15 protein-coding genes and 1 tRNA gene are annotated in these 16,945 nt (G+C 64.8%); 7 read left to right on the plus strand and 9 right to left on the minus strand.

Translation table 11 applies throughout. The features are described 5' to 3' along the window. Window positions 1-85: 85 nt before the first annotated feature. The 3 genes from htpG to ACVMB1_RS28550 form a co-directional block, all read right to left on the minus strand. Entirely contained in the window at window positions 86-1,948 is a 1,863-nt protein-coding gene (gene htpG, locus ACVMB1_RS28540; protein WP_076828097.1) for a molecular chaperone HtpG, read from the minus strand. 91 nt (window positions 1,949-2,039) lie between these two features. Continuing rightward, a complete protein-coding gene (locus ACVMB1_RS28545; RefSeq protein WP_076828099.1) occupies window positions 2,040-2,846 on the minus strand; it encodes an MBL fold metallo-hydrolase in 807 nt (268 codons plus the stop codon). Between the two features lie 60 nt (window positions 2,847-2,906). After that, window positions 2,907-3,887, minus strand: a complete 981-nt coding sequence (locus tag ACVMB1_RS28550; protein WP_076828101.1) for an AraC family transcriptional regulator — start codon at window positions 3,885-3,887, stop codon at window positions 2,907-2,909. Window positions 3,888-4,071: 184 nt separating this feature from the next. Here ACVMB1_RS28550 and ACVMB1_RS28555 point away from each other — a divergent pair, with 184 nt between their 5' ends. Continuing rightward, window positions 4,072-4,623, plus strand: a complete 552-nt coding sequence (locus tag ACVMB1_RS28555; RefSeq protein WP_244558823.1) for a sigma factor-like helix-turn-helix DNA-binding protein — start codon at window positions 4,072-4,074, stop codon at window positions 4,621-4,623. Here ACVMB1_RS28555 and ACVMB1_RS28560 read toward each other — a convergent pair. Together ACVMB1_RS28560 and ACVMB1_RS28565 are read right to left on the minus strand one after the other, a co-directional pair. Beyond that, a complete protein-coding gene (locus tag ACVMB1_RS28560) occupies window positions 4,583-5,677 on the minus strand; it encodes an asparaginase (protein ID WP_194295354.1) in 1,095 nt (364 codons plus the stop codon). The genes ACVMB1_RS28555 and ACVMB1_RS28560 overlap by 41 nt on opposite strands. A 112-nt stretch (window positions 5,678-5,789) precedes the next feature. Further along, window positions 5,790-6,302, minus strand: coding sequence for an AMP-binding protein (locus tag ACVMB1_RS28565; protein WP_083715023.1), 513 nt, complete (start codon window positions 6,300-6,302; stop codon window positions 5,790-5,792). Between ACVMB1_RS28565 and ACVMB1_RS28570 the strand changes: the two genes are divergently transcribed. From ACVMB1_RS28570 to ACVMB1_RS28580, 3 genes are all read left to right on the plus strand, one after another. After that, window positions 6,297-7,469, plus strand: coding sequence for an acyl-CoA dehydrogenase family protein (locus ACVMB1_RS28570; protein ID WP_076828105.1), 1,173 nt, complete (start codon window positions 6,297-6,299; stop codon window positions 7,467-7,469). The two genes, ACVMB1_RS28565 and ACVMB1_RS28570, sit on opposite strands and share 6 nt — an antisense overlap. Before the next feature lie 156 nt (window positions 7,470-7,625). Next, window positions 7,626-8,240 carry a TetR/AcrR family transcriptional regulator gene (locus tag ACVMB1_RS28575; RefSeq protein WP_076828126.1) on the plus strand — a complete coding sequence of 205 codons (615 nt, stop codon included), beginning with the start codon at window positions 7,626-7,628 and terminating at the stop codon, window positions 8,238-8,240. A gap of 283 nt (window positions 8,241-8,523) precedes the next feature. Next, window positions 8,524-9,714, plus strand: a complete 1,191-nt coding sequence (locus ACVMB1_RS28580) for an OpgC domain-containing protein (RefSeq protein ID WP_076828107.1) — start codon at window positions 8,524-8,526, stop codon at window positions 9,712-9,714. 44 nt (window positions 9,715-9,758) lie between these two features. On the opposite strand, the gene ACVMB1_RS28585 is transcribed toward ACVMB1_RS28580, so the two are convergent. Next, window positions 9,759-11,048 (minus strand): MFS transporter, encoded by a 1,290-nt coding sequence (locus ACVMB1_RS28585; protein ID WP_076828109.1) that lies wholly within the window; start codon window positions 11,046-11,048, stop codon window positions 9,759-9,761. Window positions 11,049-11,188: 140 nt separating this feature from the next. Continuing rightward, window positions 11,189-11,332, minus strand: a complete 144-nt coding sequence (locus ACVMB1_RS28590) for a hypothetical protein (RefSeq protein ID WP_456849397.1) — start codon at window positions 11,330-11,332, stop codon at window positions 11,189-11,191. 479 nt (window positions 11,333-11,811) lie between these two features. Between ACVMB1_RS28590 and ACVMB1_RS28595 the strand changes: the two genes are divergently transcribed. Continuing rightward, the gene (locus ACVMB1_RS28595) at window positions 11,812-13,326 is read left to right on the plus strand and encodes an ATP-binding protein (RefSeq protein WP_076828111.1); all 1,515 of its coding nucleotides are present in this window, start codon (window positions 11,812-11,814) and stop codon (window positions 13,324-13,326) included. Between the two features lie 161 nt (window positions 13,327-13,487). Here the strand turns inward: ACVMB1_RS28595 and ACVMB1_RS28600 are convergent, their stop codons facing one another. Next, on the minus strand, window positions 13,488-14,357 hold the full coding sequence (locus ACVMB1_RS28600) for a hypothetical protein (protein ID WP_076828113.1): 870 nt from the start codon (window positions 14,355-14,357) through the stop codon (window positions 13,488-13,490). Window positions 14,358-14,363: 6 nt separating this feature from the next. On the opposite strand from ACVMB1_RS28600, the gene ACVMB1_RS28605 reads away from it, so the two are divergent. Next, a complete protein-coding gene (locus tag ACVMB1_RS28605; protein ID WP_076828115.1) occupies window positions 14,364-14,966 on the plus strand; it encodes a hypothetical protein in 603 nt (200 codons plus the stop codon). Between the two features lie 132 nt (window positions 14,967-15,098). Here the strand turns inward: ACVMB1_RS28605 and ACVMB1_RS28610 are convergent. Continuing rightward, window positions 15,099-15,175: transfer RNA gene (locus ACVMB1_RS28610), tRNA-Met, on the minus strand. A gap of 318 nt (window positions 15,176-15,493) precedes the next feature. Between ACVMB1_RS28610 and ACVMB1_RS28615 the strand changes: the two genes are divergently transcribed. Beyond that, complete coding sequence (locus tag ACVMB1_RS28615) at window positions 15,494-16,927, plus strand: coniferyl aldehyde dehydrogenase (protein ID WP_076828116.1); 1,434 nt, start codon at window positions 15,494-15,496, stop codon at window positions 16,925-16,927. Window positions 16,928-16,945 lie beyond the last annotated feature (18 nt).

A 16,945-nucleotide genomic window follows, 5' to 3' on the forward strand; every position in this document is an offset into this window, starting at 1 on the left:
CGCTATCCACGGATGGACCTGTCCCGGATTGCGCTTCGCTCCATCCGGGCTACGGGCTCAGGATGACGGGTTCAGAGTTCGCGCTCTACTTCCCCAATCCGCGCAGCACGAGCTGGTTCATGCGCCCAGCGAACGCGGCGGGGTCGTCGGGCATCTCGCCGTCGAGGATCTGCGCCTGCTCGAACAGCAGCAGCGACAGGTCCTTCGCCTGCGCGGTATCGGTCGCGAGCGCCGCGACCAGCGGGTGGCGCAAATTGATCTCGAGCACCGGCTTTGTGATCGCGCCGCGGTTCTGCTGGGCGAGCAGCCGCTCCAGCGCGCGGTCGCGCGCATCGCCGCCGGCAACGAGGCACGACGCGCTCGCGGTCAGCCGCTGCGAAGCCCGGACGTCGGAGACGCGCTCGCCGAGCGCGTCCTTGATCACGGCGATCGTGGTCGCCGCGTCGGCCGCGGGTTCGTCCTTCTTGTCGTCCTTGTCGTCGGCAAGCGGGATCAGGCCGAAATCGACATCGCCCTGGCTCAGCGACTTCAGCGGCTTGCCGCCGAAATCGAGCGGCGCCGAGGTCCAGAACGCATCGACCGGATCGGTCAGGAGCAGCACCTCGATGCCGCGGGCGCGCGCCGATTCCAGCTTCGGGTTCGACTTCAGCCGCTCGACGCTGTCGCCGACCAGATAATAGATCTCGGTCTGGTTCGGCTTGAAGTCGTCGACAACCTGCTTCAGCGAGCGGTTCTCGCCCGACGTCGTGGTGAAGCGCGCCAGTGCCAGCAGCTTGTCGCGGCGCTCGAAATCCTCCCACAGGCCTTCCTTGATCACCGGGCCGAACGCGTTCCAGATCTTTGCGAAGGTCTCCGGCTCCTTCTCGCCGAGCGTCTCCAACTCGCCGATCACGCGGCCGGTGACGGCCTTGCGGATCTGCGCGAGCTGCGGATTGTTCTGCAGCATCTCGCGCGAGATGTTGAGCGGCAGATCCTCACTGTCGATCACGCCGCGGATGAAGCGCAAGTAAGCCGGCAGCAGCTCGGCATCGTCGGCGATGAAGACGCGGCGGACGTAGAGCTTGACCTTACCCTTGCGCTCGACCTGGAACAGGTCGAACGGCTTTTGCGACGGCGCGAACAGCAGCACGGCGTAGGACTGCCGGCCCTCGGCACGGTAATGCAGCGTCATCGCCGGCTCGTCGAACGCGCCGGCGATCTGCTTGTAGGCCTGGGCGTAATCCTCCGGCTTGAGCTCGGATTTCGAGCGCTGCCACAGCGCGCTCGCCGAGTTGATCTGGCGCGGCTCGCCCTCTTCCGGCACCAGCAGGATCGGAAACTGGATGTTGTCGGAATATTCGCGGACGATGCGCTCGATCTCGTAGGCCTCGAGATACTTGGCGGCGTCCTTCTTCAGATGCAGCACGATCTCGGTGCCGCGCGCGACACGCTGGGCGGCCTCTTCGCCCGCCGGTGCGATCTCGAAGCCGCTGCCGCCTTCCGACGTCCACACCCACACCTCGTCCGAGCCGGCGCGGCGGCTGGTGACGACGATCTTTTCGGCGACCATGAAGGCGGCATAGAAGCCGACGCCGAACTGGCCGATAAGGTTGGCGCCGTCCTTGGCCTCGGTGAGCTTCGACAGGAACGATCTGGTGCCGGAGCGCGCGATGGTGCCGAGATTGTCGATCAGCTCCTGGCGCTCCATGCCGATGCCGGTATCAACCACGGCAAGCGTGTTGGCCGCCTTGTTCGGGACGATCCTGATCTCCGGCGGCGTGCCGTCCGTGATCAGGGACGGATTGGCGATCGCCTCGTAGCGCAGCTTGTCGCAGGCATCCGACGCGTTCGAGATCAACTCGCGCAGGAAGATATCGGTCTCGGAATAGACCGAATGCACCATCAGGTGCAGCAATTCGGCAACCTCGGCCTGGAACGGCTGGGATTCGGCAGCGGCAGTTGTGGTCATGCGGAAACTCGGACAATCGGTAAGGGGCGGGAAAGCCCTGATATAGCGCGATCGCGCCGCGTGGCAAGGTTGCCAAAAGCGGCCGGAACCGTCAGTCCGAGATCGCCGCAATATAGCGCTGCACCGAGCGGTCGAACGCCGCCCTGGCGTCGGAGGCGATGTTCTTGCCCCACCAGGCGCCGTAGATCCGATCATAGGCCAGCGGCTCGACCACCCGCGCGACGCGGCGGACCGCCGATGCATTGAGCGGGATATAGTTCGGGTAGGAATACATGAAGCTGACCGAGCGGCGGTCCATCGCCACCATCGCGATATCCCCGGTCAGAAGCGCGCCGCGCCCGTCGGCGCCCTTGCGCCAATGCAGCATGGTGGCGCCGGCGAAATGCCCGCCGCCGCGCACCAGCAGGATGTCGTCGGAGATGCGATGGCTGTCGCCCTGCCACGGCACGATCGACGGATAAGGCCGCGTCACCCATTGTGCATCGTCGCCGTGCAGATAGACCGGGGCATTGTCGAACGCCGCGCTCCAGTCGGCGACCGCGCCATAATAATGCGGATGCGAGATCGCAATCGCCTTCAGCCCGCCAAGCGATCTGACATGGGCGATCGCCTCGGCGGTTGCCAGCGGCACGCAGTCCCACATCACGCAGCCGCCGCGGTCCGGCACCAGCAGCGCGCGCTGCCCGATCGCAAAGGACGGCTCGAGCGCGATCCCGACGAGGCCAAGATCGTCGCGACAGACCAGTTTGTGCCGCTCTGCGAGCTCCTCGCGCGTCAGCCACGCCTGCCCCTTCCAGTTCACATATTGCCGCTCGTCCTCGCAGATCGGGCAAGCCGGCGGCGGCGCAGCGGTCTCAGGAAATTGCGCGCCGCATTGTTCGCAGGTCCACAGAGGCATTGGCAGCGCCCTCGTTGCGATGAAGCTGGTCTGCTGATCTAGCGCCGCGGCAGGAGGCGTTCAATGCCGCCGCCCCAGTTCCATCTGCATCTCCGCCGGTGCTATGCCGAACTTCCGGCGGAACGCGCGATGGAAATAGGACAAGTCGTTGAAGCCGACCGTATAGGCGATGTCGCTGACCTTGCGGCCGGCGCCCTCTTCGTGCAGCAGTAGCCGGCGCGCCCGCAGCAGGCGCTGCTCGAGGACGAACTCCGAGAATGTCGTTCCTGCGGACGCGAACAGGCGCTGCGCCTGGCGGGTGCTCAGCGCATTCGCCTTTGCTATGGCTTCGATCGTGAGCTTACCGTTGTCGAGATTTTTGAGAACATCGGCCTTCATCAGATCGAGCCGCGCCTTCGCCACGCCGTCGCGTGCCGACAGCTGCTTTGTCTCGGCGCTGCTGCCGAGAACGAGACCCGCCAGGTCGGCGAGATGGTGCGCCGCCGCCCGCTGGCCGGGCACGTCCAGATCGCCGGCAAGCTCGGTGCAGAGCACGGAATAGCGCTCGATCATCGCGCCCAGGGCCGGCTCGCGCCCGAGTACCCGCGCCAGCTGCGTTTCCACCAATGGTGCGACCTGGAGCAGCAGGCGCCGCGGAAACCGCGTCGTCGTAAAGCTGCCCGACCGGGTGAGGTCGGCGGTGCCGACGATATTCATTTCGGTGAGGCACATCTGGCCGCGCTGAAGCTCGATCGCCTTGCCTGCCTGCGTGACCTGCACCGTGCCGCGCGTCGCAGAGATCAGGACGAGGTCGTCGCAGCCGTCATTCAGAAGCGCGCGGGTGCGGGCGAAGCGGGCCGAGCCGCCGCGCGGCGTCGCGATGGCGACCGTATGCAGCAGCGTAAACTCGTTGTGGCAGTCGATGCGGTTGTCGTCGGTCGGTCCGACGTCGAGCCGGCAGAAGCCGCGGCAAATCCCTTCGCGCCAAGCCTCATAGGCCGGCCCTTTGGCCAGCCCATGATGGAAAATCGAGAACCGGTTGGGCACCTGTGTCTCGGACATGATCCGCGCTCCGACGCTCGATCGATCAGGGCTGACACGATCGATCGCTTGCTGTCCGCCGCGCGCATGTCGTGTGCGCACGTCGTTCCTGTCCCTACGCTTGGCGCGACGGTCCACGACTCCGGCGCGGAGCCTGATACCACTGCGCCGATTGCCGGTAAAGCTATTCACGAGATGCAACCCTATGATGCGAAGTGCGAAAGCCGGGAATAAAACGGCGCAGCAGTTTCGCGACGCGGCATTGCCGTGTCTCGACGATGCCTACGCGTTCGCCCAGGTCCTGATGCGGACCGAGGCGGACGCCGAACTGGCCGTGCAGGAATGCTATCGGCGCGCACTGCGCCGGTTCGACGGCGTTCGCGGCCCGGCCATCAGGCCGTGGCTGCTCGCGATCCTCAAAGCCGTCTGCCAAGAGAAACTCGACCGGAAACCCTCCGGCAACAATGTAACGCCGGAACGGCGCGACACCCCGACCATCCGGCAACTCATCCATGACCTGCCCGCCCCGCTCGGCGAGGTCATCGCGCTGCGAGAGATGATCGATCTCTCCTACAAGGAGATCGCCGAAGTCACCGGCATTCCCGTCACCACCGTGATGTCGCGCATCGCGGAAGCGCGCGCCCTGCTGCTCCCAGCGTGGCGCGCGGCGAACAAGGCCGCGCAGGCGAAGCCGACGGCGCCTCAAAACCGGTGGTCTACCGCGCGAACGCCTGTTGAACCGCCGACGGCTCGGTGATGCCGTTCGCGATCAGGAGCTCGAGCAATACCCGCGCCTTCTGCGGGTTGAGATCGAGCGAGACCGCGAAGCCGAGCTTGTCGTCCTCGACCTCGACGTTGCGGTTGACGAAGCCTGAGCCGACCCGGGTCGAACGCACCACCACGACGCCCTGCTTCGCCGCGGCGGCCAGCGCATCGATCGCGCCCTTCGATGAATTGCCGTCGCCGACGCCGGCCAGCACGATGCCCTTGGCGCCGCGCCTGACCGCATCCTCGACCTCAGCGGCGTCCATGTTGGCGTGCGAATAGATGATGTCGACCCGCGGCAAGGGCGGCGCATCCGGCAGCTTCAACCTGGCAGCCTTGACGGGTGCGGCCGGCTGCAGGAAGCGCAGCGAGCCGGTGTCGACATAGCCGACCGGGCCGGCTTCGAGCGAGCGGAACGTCTCGACGCTGGTGGTGTTGGTCTTCTGCACCCAGCGCGCGGCATGGATGGTGTCGTTGAGCACCACGAGCACGCCGCGGCCGCGGGATTCCGGGGCCGATGCGACCCGCATCGCCTCGTAGAGATTGGCCGGACCGTCGGCGCCGATCGCGGTCGAGGGCCGCATCGATCCGACCAGCACGATCGGGACGTCGGTGTCGAGTACGTTTTGCAGGAAGAACGCGGTCTCCTCCATCGTGTCGGTGCCATGGGTGATGACGACGCCGTCGACCTCCTTGTCGTCAATGGCCGCGCGGATGCGCTTGACGAGGTCGAACCACACGTTGTCGTTCATGTCCTGCGAGCCGATCGACGAAATCTGCTCGGCCGACATCTGGGCGAGCTTGTCGATGCCCGGGATCGCCGCGACCAGGTTGGCTGCGCTGACCTTGCCTGAGTCATAGGCGTTGCCGGCGCGTGCGCTGGCCTGCCCCGCGATGGTGCCGCCGGTACCGAGCACGAGCACGCGGGCCAGCGCGGTGCCGGAGGCCTGTTGCGCTGATACCGGCGAGGCAAGCCCGATCGTGAGGGCGGCGGCGAGGCCGAGGAAGAGCCGAACGGAATAATTGGATTGAAACGAACGTGGCATGATCTTCTCCCCAAAGCGACAGGTCGCCAGTCCACAACTCGTGGTTTTGTCCCGTAACAAGTGGACAAAGTTGCGGCGGAAGATGCGATGGTCGGAAGATGGGTTGAAGCGTTTAGTGAGCTTCAAACGTGTTGCGCAGCTCGATCTCCGTCCCGACGGTTCGCCAGATCGAACGATCGACGAACAGCACCCGATCCTCGGCGTGGGCGAGCAGTCTTGCGATATCAAGCGCGTGCAGGCGCGCATTGATGGTGTGCAGCACCGCGCTCATGCAGGGCACGGCGAGATAAAGCTCGAGGTGACGGCGCGAGTTCCAGGCCAGCGTGGCAACGCGCATGCCGCGCTCGACGCCGATCTCGGCGAGGAAGTTGGCGAGCTGGCCCGCGCGGCCGAGCAGCTCCGCATAGCTGATGACATGGACGCGGTCGCAATACCGCGTCGTCACCGTCTTGTTCGGATAGAGATCCGCGACACGTCCCTCACCAGATTGAGGGTGAGCGGGACCTGCTGCATCAAGCCTGCGAGCATGCCGTATTCTCCGGAACTTCCGCAAAACCTTGACATCTGCCGGAAGGCGGCGCAACATTTTTCGAAGATTATTCGACTTTTGGTGCCTGCGATGCATTTTGAGCTTCCCGACGACCTCCGCGTTCTGCAAGGCCGGATGCGTGAATTCGTGCGCAGCGAGCTACAGCCGCACGATGCCGCGATCGAGGCGACCGGCAAGGTGCCGGACAGCGCCATGGCCGGCCTGCGCAGGATGGGATTGTTCGGCACCAACACGCCGAAGCAATTCGGCGGCCTCGGCCTCACGATGCTGGGCAGCTGCATCGCGATCGAGGAGCTCGCGAAGGCCCACACCGCCTTCTACTATCTGAGCGGGGTCAACGTTCACATCGGCTCGAAGGCGATCGAGCTCTACGCGCAGCCGGCGGTTCGCGACCGATGGCTGCCGGAGCTCGCCAGCGGACGGGTGATCGGCGCGTTCGCGCTGACCGAACCGAATGCCGGATCCGATGCCGCCCGGATCCAGACCCGGGCGCGGCGGGACGGCGATCATTACGTGCTCGACGGCCGCAAGACCTATATCACCAATGCGCCCGCGGCCGGCGTCTTCACGGTGTTCGCCACGCTCGATCCCTCCGCCGGCGCCAAGGGCATCGCGGCCTTTGTCGTCGACGCAAAGACGCCGGGCCTTGCCATCGGCCGCCTGGTCGAGATGGCTGCCGGACGCGGCTCGGAGCACGCCGAAGTGATCTTCGAGGATTGCCGTATTCCGCGCGAGAATCTGCTGGGACAGGAGGGCGAAGGATTCGCCATCGCGATGCGGTGCCTGGATGCCGGGCGCACCCATTGGGGCGCCTATTGCGTCGGCGCGGCGAGCCAGCTGCTGGACTACGCTCTCGACCATGTCTCGGAGCGCGAGACGTTCGGACGCAAGCTGCGCGACCATCAGGGCCTCGAGTGGCAGATCGCCGACATGGCGAGTTCGCTGCATGCCGCGCGGCTTGTCGCCTATGAGGCAGCCTGGCGTTACGACCGGGGCGATGCCGCCGCCCGCACCGCCGCGGCAGCGCTCTCCAAATATACCGGCGCCGACATGGTGCAGCGCGTCGCCGACACGACCATGCAGCTGTTCGGCGGTGCCGGTTATTCAAGAGACCTGCCGATCGAGCGCATCTGGCGGGAAACGCGGGTGGTCCGCATTCTAGACGGCACCTCCGAGATCATGCGCCAGATCATTGCCCGCAACGCGTTCCGCACACATGAACGGCGGAACGCGCCGGTCTGACCCGCAGGCTTTACCGCTGTATCCCGTCGCAATAGCACTTGTGTTCCGATCCCGCTGCCTTACTGTTTTTTTTACGGGGATGAGATTCCTGCTTTGACGCGTCTTCCTTGCGCGAACCGGTATCCACTTCGCGCGAAAACGCTCTTGGAGACCACCGTGGCTTCGGGGACGACACTCAAGCTCAAGCAGCAACGCAGCCGCGACCGGCGCGAGCAGATCCTCACGGCGGCCACCAAGCTGTTTGGCGAAAAAGGCATCGACGGAACCTCGCTCACCGAGGTCGCCGCCGCGGCGAAAGTACCGCTCTCCAGCATCTATGATTATTTCGAGGACAAGCGCGCGCTGGTGCTCGATGTGCCCGAAGGCAATTTCGAGGCGCTGTATCAGAAGACCGAGCCGCTGCTGGTCAAGGGTGGCGATCCCGTCGACCAGCTCCGCATCATCTTCCTCACCAACTTCCAGTACATCAAGGACAACCCGAGCTGGGGCCGGGTGTTCTTCCTCGAGATCTGGCCGAGCGTGCTTGCCGCCGAACCGCGGATCAAGAAGGCGGTCGACAGATACGCGCTGCGCTATGTGCAGTTGATCAGGCAGGCGAGCCGCGCCGGCACCTATCGCCGCAATCTCGATCCCTACACCGCGATGTCGCTGATGATGGGCGGGATGTGCCACCTCACCGCCGTCTGGCTGCTTTACGGCCGCAAATACGATCTGGTGAAGAAGGGCAAGGCGCTGTTCACCACGCTGCATAACGGGTTTGTGCAGCGTTAGCCGCGCCGGTGCGCGGCCGGCTCTCGTAGAATGGGTAGAGCGAAGCGAAACCCATCATTCGTCAGGTCGACACGGAGCGATGGGTTTCGCTTCGCTCTACCCATCCTACGCACCGCGTGGTTCGCGGCGCGAACGATTTGATCCAAATTCATCGCTGTTTGGCCGGCTGTGGCGGCGATCCGTTTCCGGAAAACCAATACACAACCGTCGAAATCCTGTTCTAGTATGACGTCGTGGGCGACCCGCGACCGGACACGCGGGCACTCGGGATGGGAGCGTACCGATGGACGTCAAGGCTGTTCTGCCGCCGCGTGGCCGCGACTATCGCCTCGATCTGCTGCGCGGCTTCGCCAACTGGGCGATCTATCTCGATCACATCCCGAACAACGCGGTGAACTGGATCACGCAGAAGAATTTCGGCTTCAGCGACGCGGCCGATCTGTTCGTGTTCATCTCCGGCTACACCGCATCCTTCGTCTATGCGCGCATGATGCTCGAGCGCGGCACCGTGATCGGCGCCACCCGCCTGATCAAGCGCGCTTGGCAGATCTATGTCGCCCACGTCCTGCTGTTCGTGATCTATATCGCCGAGATCGGCTATCTCTCCCAGCGCTACCACGACCCGAACCTGCAGGACGAATTCAACGTCGCGGGCTTCATGCACAATCCGGCCGAGACGCTCTATCAGGGCCTGATCCTGGCGTTCAAACCGGTCAACATGGATGTGCTGCCGCTCTATATCGCGCTGATGCTGTGCTATCCGCTGGTGCTGTGGGCGATGCTGCGCAAGCTCAATCTGACGCTGCTGGCCTCGTTCCTGCTCTATCTCGCGGCGCGGCAATTCGGCTGGAACCTGCCGGCCTATCCGTCCGGCTCATGGTATTTCAATCCGTTCTGCTGGCAGTTCCTGTTCGTGTTCGGCGGCTGGTTCGCGCTCGGCGGCGCGAGCGAATCGATCGCGTTCATCCGCTCGCGCGCCTTCCTTTGGCTCGGCGGCGCCTATCTGCTGTTCGCGCTGGTCATGACCTTGGCGGGCCGCTTCCCGGAGCTCGGACAGGCGATGCCGGCCTGGCTCTATGACGCCTTCAATCCGAACGACAAGACCAACCTTGCGCCTTATCGCGTGCTGCACTTCATCGTCCTCGCCTTCTTCGTCACCCGCTTCCTGCCGCGCGAATGGCCCGGATATGAATGGCCGATCTTCCAGCCGATCATCAAATGCGGCCAGCAGTCGCTCGAAGTGTTCTGCACCGGCGTTTTCCTCGCGGTCATCGCGCATGTGCTGCTGGTCGAGGTCTCCGGCAGCATCTGGATGCAGATCGCGGTCAGCATTGTTGGCATCGTGCTGATGACCGCACTCGCCTATTACCGCTCCTGGTCGAAGAAGGTCGACAAGGCGCCCGCGAAGGTACCCGTAGCTGCGCAGACGCCCGTGGCCGCGCAGACGCCAGCGACCGCGAAGCCGGCGGAGTAAGACGGCGCGCGGCCGAAGCCGCGCGCAACGTGCAAAGTAGCCTGCTATCTCGCCAGCGGCTTGCCGGCCGTCTCCGGCGCCAGGGCGATCAGCGGCAGGCCGACTACATAGATCAGCGACAGCATCGAAATCGCCAGCGGGAAGCTGCCGGTGCGGGCGGCGAGCGCGCCGATCAGGGTCGGGCCGGCGGCGCCGAGCACGCGGCCCATGCTGAAGGCGAAGCCGGAGCCCGAGCCGCGCAGCGCCGAAGGAAACATCTCCGGCAGCCAGATCGTGAACAGGCCGAACACACCATTGGTGAAGAAGCCGAGCACCGGCAGCAGCACCATGAACAGCGTCAGGCTGTCGAGCCATTCGATCGCGACCTCATAGGAGACCACGACGGAGATCAGCCCGCCGACGAAGAACAGCACCGCGGTGTGGCGCCGGCTGCCGAGCCAGGTCGTTAGCCATGGTACAAGGAGGCAGCCGATCAGCGTGCCGACATTGGTGATCAGGCCGGCCACCGCGCCCATCTCCTGCGCGTGCGCCGGCGTCGCGCCCGCGGCGACCAGCTTGGTCGAGATCACGGTCGGGGCCCAGAAGTTCGACGACCAAAGGCCGAAGATGATGCAGGCCATCATCAGCGCCGCGGCCCAGGTGGTGCGCGCCTGGTCGCCGGCAAACAAGGCCGCGACCGACGGCTGCTCGTGCGCAGCCCTGCGCTCGGGTTCGGGAATGTTGCTGCGCAGATACGCGATCAGCAGCGCGGGCAGAATGCCGAGCAGGAACATGCCGCGCCAGCCCAGCGTGCTGCCAATCGCAAGCGTGACGGCGGCGGCGAGGAATAGCCCGGTCGGCGTCGCCGTGTGCAGCCATCCGGCGAGCCGCACCCGCGTATTCTCCGGCACGGATTCCTGCAGCAGCGGCGTGCCCGCGGCCCATTCGCCGCCGATTCCGAAGCCGGCAACAAAGCGAAACAATGCGAACATCACGATACCGGTCGCAAGCCCGCACAGCGCCGTGAACAGCGAGTAGACCAGCACCGTCCAGCACATGATCCGGACCCGTCCGTAACGGTCCGCGGCCCAGCCCCAGACCATCGAGCAGGCCCAGCCCAGCATGAAGATCGAGAACAAGAGCCCGCCATAGATGCCGATATTGGCCTTGCTCGGCTCAATGCCGCTGGCCGGCAGCAATTCGCTCAACGCGCCGACCAGGATGTAGGCGTACATCGACGAATCGAAGCCATCGAGCATCCAGCCGAACCAGGTCGCCCAAAACACTTTTCGCGGCGACACTGCGCCAGGCGCCGCGACCGACGGCGCTACGGCATCAACGATGCTCTCAGTCATGTTTCCTCGCACGTTTCTTTTGTGCGGCGGACTATGACGAGGTTTGCGCGCCGAGACACCACCGGCAAACGGGACGGAGGTATCCGGCATGAGAATAGCGACGCCGATCACATCGACGTCACCGCGAACGCCCGCTCCTTCTACGAAGGACGCACGGAACGCCGGAAAATGTAGAAAGCGATGATGACCAGCGGCACGGCAAGTGCGAGCCAGGAGGCCTGGTCCCAGATCCCGTCGCCGAGGGGCGCCGAGACCTGCCCGAACGCGATAACGGCAAAGATCAATACCGACGCCGGAAAGATTTACGCGATCTCGCTCCCGACATCAGGATCGCTCCGCCACATGCGCGCGTGAGCGGGGATAAGATCCGTGAAACCTTCGATTTTTGGCGGATGCCTTCGACAACGCGAGCCTTGCAAGCTGGGATCAATCCCGTTTGGAGCGGGAAGAATGTAGGAAATGAATGCGTCGTAGTTGAACTCAGATATTGAGTTCGACGGGCTGAGAGTTCGACGGGCTGATTGAATAAGAGCGGGTCCGAACCGGGCCGGATCGCGCAGCTGAACAGGGACTGGTTCGAAAAAATCTACATCAGACATGCAAGCTAAACACGTTGTAGTGGCTCGATCAATCTTCGTCTCGTCCGGCGAGCATCAACACCGTCCGCCTCCCGGCCGCGCCTGGGGATGATGGTGCGGTTCGCTCGACGCGGCGCGATCAGCTTGTTAAGCCGCCTCTCCGCAAGGGCAATTTGAGTCGGGACATGACCGTAGCGATCGAGATGGGACAAACGACGGCCGGCACTTCGGCGGCCATCGACCTCGAGGAGCTATTGGCGACGCGCCTCTTGGTACAAGGCAATTCGGGTTCCGGCAAATCCCATCTGCTGCGCCGGCTATTGGAACAGAGCGCCCCCTGGGTGCAGCAGACCATCATCGATCCTGAAGGTGATTTCGTCACCCTGGCCGAACGATTTGGCCACCTCGTCATCGACGCCGAGGACCACACCGAGCGCAGCCTGCAGGTCGCCGGCGAGCGCGTGCGCATCCATCGCGTCTCCACGGTGCTCAATCTCGAAGGACTCGACGCCGAGAACCAGATGCGGCGCGCCGCGGCCTTCCTCGGCGGGCTGTTCGACGTCGCCCGCGACCACTGGTATCCGATGCTGGTGGTGGTGGACGAGGCGCAGCTGTTCGCGCCGGCGGTCGCGGGCGAGGTGTCCGACGAGGCGCGCAAGCTTTCGCTCGGTGCAATGACCAATTTGATGTGCCGCGGTCGCAAGCGCGGGCTCGCCGGGATCATCGCAACCCAGCGGCTGGCGAAGCTCGCCAAGAATGTTGCGGCCGAAGCGTCGAACTTCCTGATGGGCCGTACCTTCCTCGATATCGACATGGCGCGCGCCGCCGACCTGCTCGGCATGGAACGGCGGCAGGCGGAAGCCTTCCGCGACCTCGAGCGCGGACAATTCATGGCGCTGGGACCTGCGCTCTCCCGCCGTCCGCTGGGCTTGCGCATCGGTCCGACCGACACCCAGCCGCGCAACGCAGCGCCGCGGTTGATGCCGCTGCCTGAAGCGGCACTGGAGGACGCACGCGCGATCATCCTCGCCGCTCCGCCGCCGGAAGCGGTGCGGCCGCAGCGCCGGACGCCGTCGCCGGACCTGCTCAGCCAGTTGATGGCCGCCAAGCAGCCGGCACCGGAGCCAGATCCCGAAGCTGCGGAGCCGCCGCCGAGCGCCGAGCAATTGGCCGAGCGGCGTGAACGGTTGGACCGTATCCTGCGCGCTATCCTCGCCGAGCCCGACGCAGGCTTTCGCGCCATCGGCGTGCTCTATCAGGAGTTCGTGGTCCGCTGCCGGATCGAGGGTCTCGGTGCCGTTGTGCCGGAGCTGACCGATTTCCGCCGGATGCTGACGCGGGCCCGCGCCGGGCTCGGCGCCGATGTCGCGGAGGACGACGCCTGGCAGGACGTCTCGCTGCGCGCCGCGTTGCTGCCCGAGGACATGCAGGGCGTCTTCATGATGATCGCGCGCGCCGCGAAAGAGGGCTGGCCGTGCCCGAGCGATGCCGCGATCGCCCGCGCCTACGGCACGCATTCGCTGCGCCGTGCCCGGCATCTTCTGACCTACATCGAAGAACAAGGCCTGATCGTCTGCCAGCTCGACGGTGCCGGCCGGCGGATCGTGACCCTCGTCGAGCTCGCCTGGGCCACCGCCGCGGCCGACCCGAATGTGGACGACCAGGCGGTCGAAGCAGCCTGTAACGGCTCGTCGCTGTGATCAGGTGCTGAGCAGGCGTTAAGTGTTGAGCGGCATCGCGGAAGCGCTGCAAGACTGGAAAAAGGCCCGCCAGGAGGCGGGCCTTTTCATCTTTGCCGGTTGAGGGATCTTGGTCGCGGAGGGCCCGCAACAGGCCCTCCACAGCCGCCTATCTCAAGCCCTTACGCATGCTGCGGCTGCGCAAGCTGACTGACCTGCATCGCCGGCGGATCGACAACCGAGGTACCGCCATGGCCGTCGCTCGAGGCCGTGAATGTGGAAGCCATGTAGTTGCCCAGCAGCGCAATGCTGGCGGTGACAGTGCCGTCCGTCACCGTGAGCGTTCCGCCCGAGGCGTTTCCGCTGAAGGTCGGCGTTTGAACGTTCGCGAAATTGATATTCGCGAAATCGATCGTGTCCGAACCGGACATCCCGGCGACAGTTCCGGTGAAGCTCGCGGAATTGTCGAGCTTCAGCGTCCCCGTGCTGCCCAGGAACGTAACGGCGGCGTTCGAAGCCCCCGTCAATTCCAGGGTGGTACCCGCTGCGATGGTGGCAGTGCTGGGGCTCTCTCCCGTTACGTTGAAAGGCTGCCAGACACCCCACGCACTGCCATCATAGGCCCGGATCCAGAGCTGGTCGGTGCCGGAACCGGCCTGATAGGTCGTCTGGGCAAGTTGTGCCGAAGTGACGTCGATCTCTGTATTCGCAGACTGGTTCACGCCGTTGACATTCCAACGCCCGTTCGTGTTGGAATCCCACAACGCATATTTCGTGATGGTATCGCCATCCGCGTCCGTCGCGCTGACCAGGCTCGAAGCCGCGAAGACCTGCCCCGAGACTGTCGTCACGTTCGAGACCGAGACTGTCGGCGCCTGGTTCGTTGCGGTGGCCGTGAAGCTCTTCCAGGCGCTCCACATGCTGCCGTCATTGGCCTTAACCCAGAGCGTATCCGATGGCGAGCCACCGGGGCCGAAGACGTAGCTCACCTGTGACAGGTTGGCCGCGCTCACATCGATCTCGGAGTTGGCGGCCTGGGCGACACCGTTCACAACCCAATGGCCGTTCCCGCCGGTGTCCCAGAAGGCGTACTGGGTGATCGTATCGCTGCCGACACCATCACAAACTATCAGGTGTGGGATTCGACGGCGGATGCGAGCAGTGGGCACTGGGTTGTCGGAGGAGTCGCCCAAGGCACCAATGCCGCCATCAATGTCACGGCAGCCCAGCTTTCGAGCACAAGCTTTCAAAGCGGCTCGGGTTCGGACGATCTCTGGGTGAGGGCTTACGACGGCTTTGCCTGGGGCGCGTGGAAGGAGTTTCACGTCACCGCGCCGGTTGACAGCGCTCCGTTAGTGACCGCGTCCGACTTCCACGCGACGGCCAATCAGAGCGTGGCCGCCTTAACCCTGTTTTCAGTCTCGGATGCCGACGGCGACAGTATCGCACAATATCAACTCTGGGATTCGACGCCGTCGGCAAGCAGCGGCCACTGGAGCATTGGCGGGAATACGCAGCCCACCGGCACCGCCATCAACGTCAGCGCGGCCCAAATTGCGAGCACGTCATTCCAGGGCGGTACCGTGCCTGACGACCTCTGGGTTCGCGCCAGCGATGGCATTAGCTGGAGTGCGTGGCACGAATTCCATTTCATCGTCTAGGGAGCGGCCCGCGTTGCGGAAACGCCGTGATCTGCACCCAATCGGTCGACGACACGAGGCCCGATTGTCCTCCCAAAGCAAAAATGGCCCGCGAAATGCGGGCCATTTTGTCGGAACCGGTTGGTCCGGACTTGGTTGCGGGGATAGGATTTGAACCTATGACCTTCAGGTTATGAGCCTGACGAGCTACCGGGCTGCTCCACCCCGCGTTAAACCGTTGCGTGCCTTGCAGAAAGGGTGCCTGAGCCGGCCGGCCAACGCTTTTCAACGGCGCCGATCGATCCGTCCGGGGGCTTCCTGAGAAGGCGACCCGGGCCGAGGCCATCGGGTGCGGGGCGTATGTATCAACGTGAGCCCGGTTTGGAAAGCCCCGGATGCGGGTTTTTGAGGATTTTGTGACGTCGAAATCGCCGGCTTATCCCGGCAGGATTTGCTGCCGGGAACCGGGCCTTGCCAGACCGCGCGCAAAAGCGGAGCTTGGCGCGCAACAAATCAGTCAAGAATGCGTCATCCGAGGGGGAAATGCCATGGACCGGCCATTGAAGAGCCCGGGGCTGCATGCGCTTGAGGAGGCCTTTCATCGCCAGTTCGAGCTGTCGCGCAGCGAGCCGGCGCCGACATTGCAGGCACGGCTCGACCGGCTGCGCCGCCTGCGCGCCGCGCTGACCGAGAATGAGACGCGATTCGAGGCGGCGATCTCGGCCGATTTCGGCCACCGCTCTACCGTCGAGACCGCGATCGCCGAGACCATGCTGGTGCTCGGCGAGATCAGGCACGCGGCCAGGCACCTCAAGGGCTGGATGGCGCCGCGGAAGGTCCCGACCACGGCGCAGTTCGCGCCGGCCAAGAACCGGCTGATGCCGCAGCCGCTCGGCGTGGTCGGCATCATCGCGCCGTGGAATTATCCGCTGCAGCTGACCCTGGCGCCCGCGGTCGCCGCGATCGCGGCCGGCAACCGCGCCATCATCAAGCCGAGCGAGCTGGTGCCGCGCTTTGCCGGGTTGCTGATGGAGACGATCGCAAAAAAATTCGATGTCACCGAGCTCGCGGTCACCGATATCGACGACGAAATCGCAAAGGCGTTTGCCGCGCTGCCGTTCGATCATCTGATCTTCACCGGTTCGACGCGGGTCGGCCGGCTGGTGGCCGAAGCCTGTGGCCGCAATCTGACGCCGGTGACGCTCGAGCTCGGCGGCAAGTCGCCCGTGATCGTCGACGGCTCCGCCGACATCGATGAAGCCGCGCAGCGCATCGCCTATGGCAAGCTGCTGAATGCCGGCCAGACCTGCATCGCGCCCGATTACGTGCTGGTACCGCAGGCCGCGGTGCAGCCCTTCGCGATGCGGTTGCAGGGCCACATGCAGCACATGTTCGGTACCGATCCCGATAACACTGATTACACGTCGATCGTCTCGGATCGGCACTATGCACGGCTCGAGGGGCTGGTCGCCGACGCCGCCGCGAAGGGCGCGACCATCATGCAGCCGGCAACGCCGAACGACCGCGAGTGGAAGGCGGGGCGCAAATTTCCGCCGACCGTGATCGTCGGCGCGACGCCGGACATGACGGTGATGCAGGAAGAGATCTTCGGGCCGCTGTTGCCGGTCATCGGCGTGCGCGATGCGACGGAAGCGATCGCCTTCGTCAACAGCCGCGATCGCCCGCTGGCGCTGTACTGGTTCGGCACCGACAGCGCCGCCCGCGATGCGGTGCTGGCGCGCACGGTGTCCGGCGGCGTCACCGTCAATGACTGCCTGTTCCACTTCGCGCAGGCCTATCAACCGATGGGCGGCGTCGGCGCCTCCGGCACCGGCGCCTATCACGGCGAGTGGGGGTTCAAGACGCTGACCAAGTTCAAGCCGGTGTTCTACCGCTCGCGCTTCAACCGGCTTGCCGATCTCTATCCGCCCTATGGCGCGAAGGTCGCGCGGCTGGAGAAGCTGATGCGGATGTTGTCGTAGAAGTGCTGTCGTTCCGGG

The sequence above is a fragment of the Bradyrhizobium sp. USDA 4504 genome (assembly GCF_054063995.1).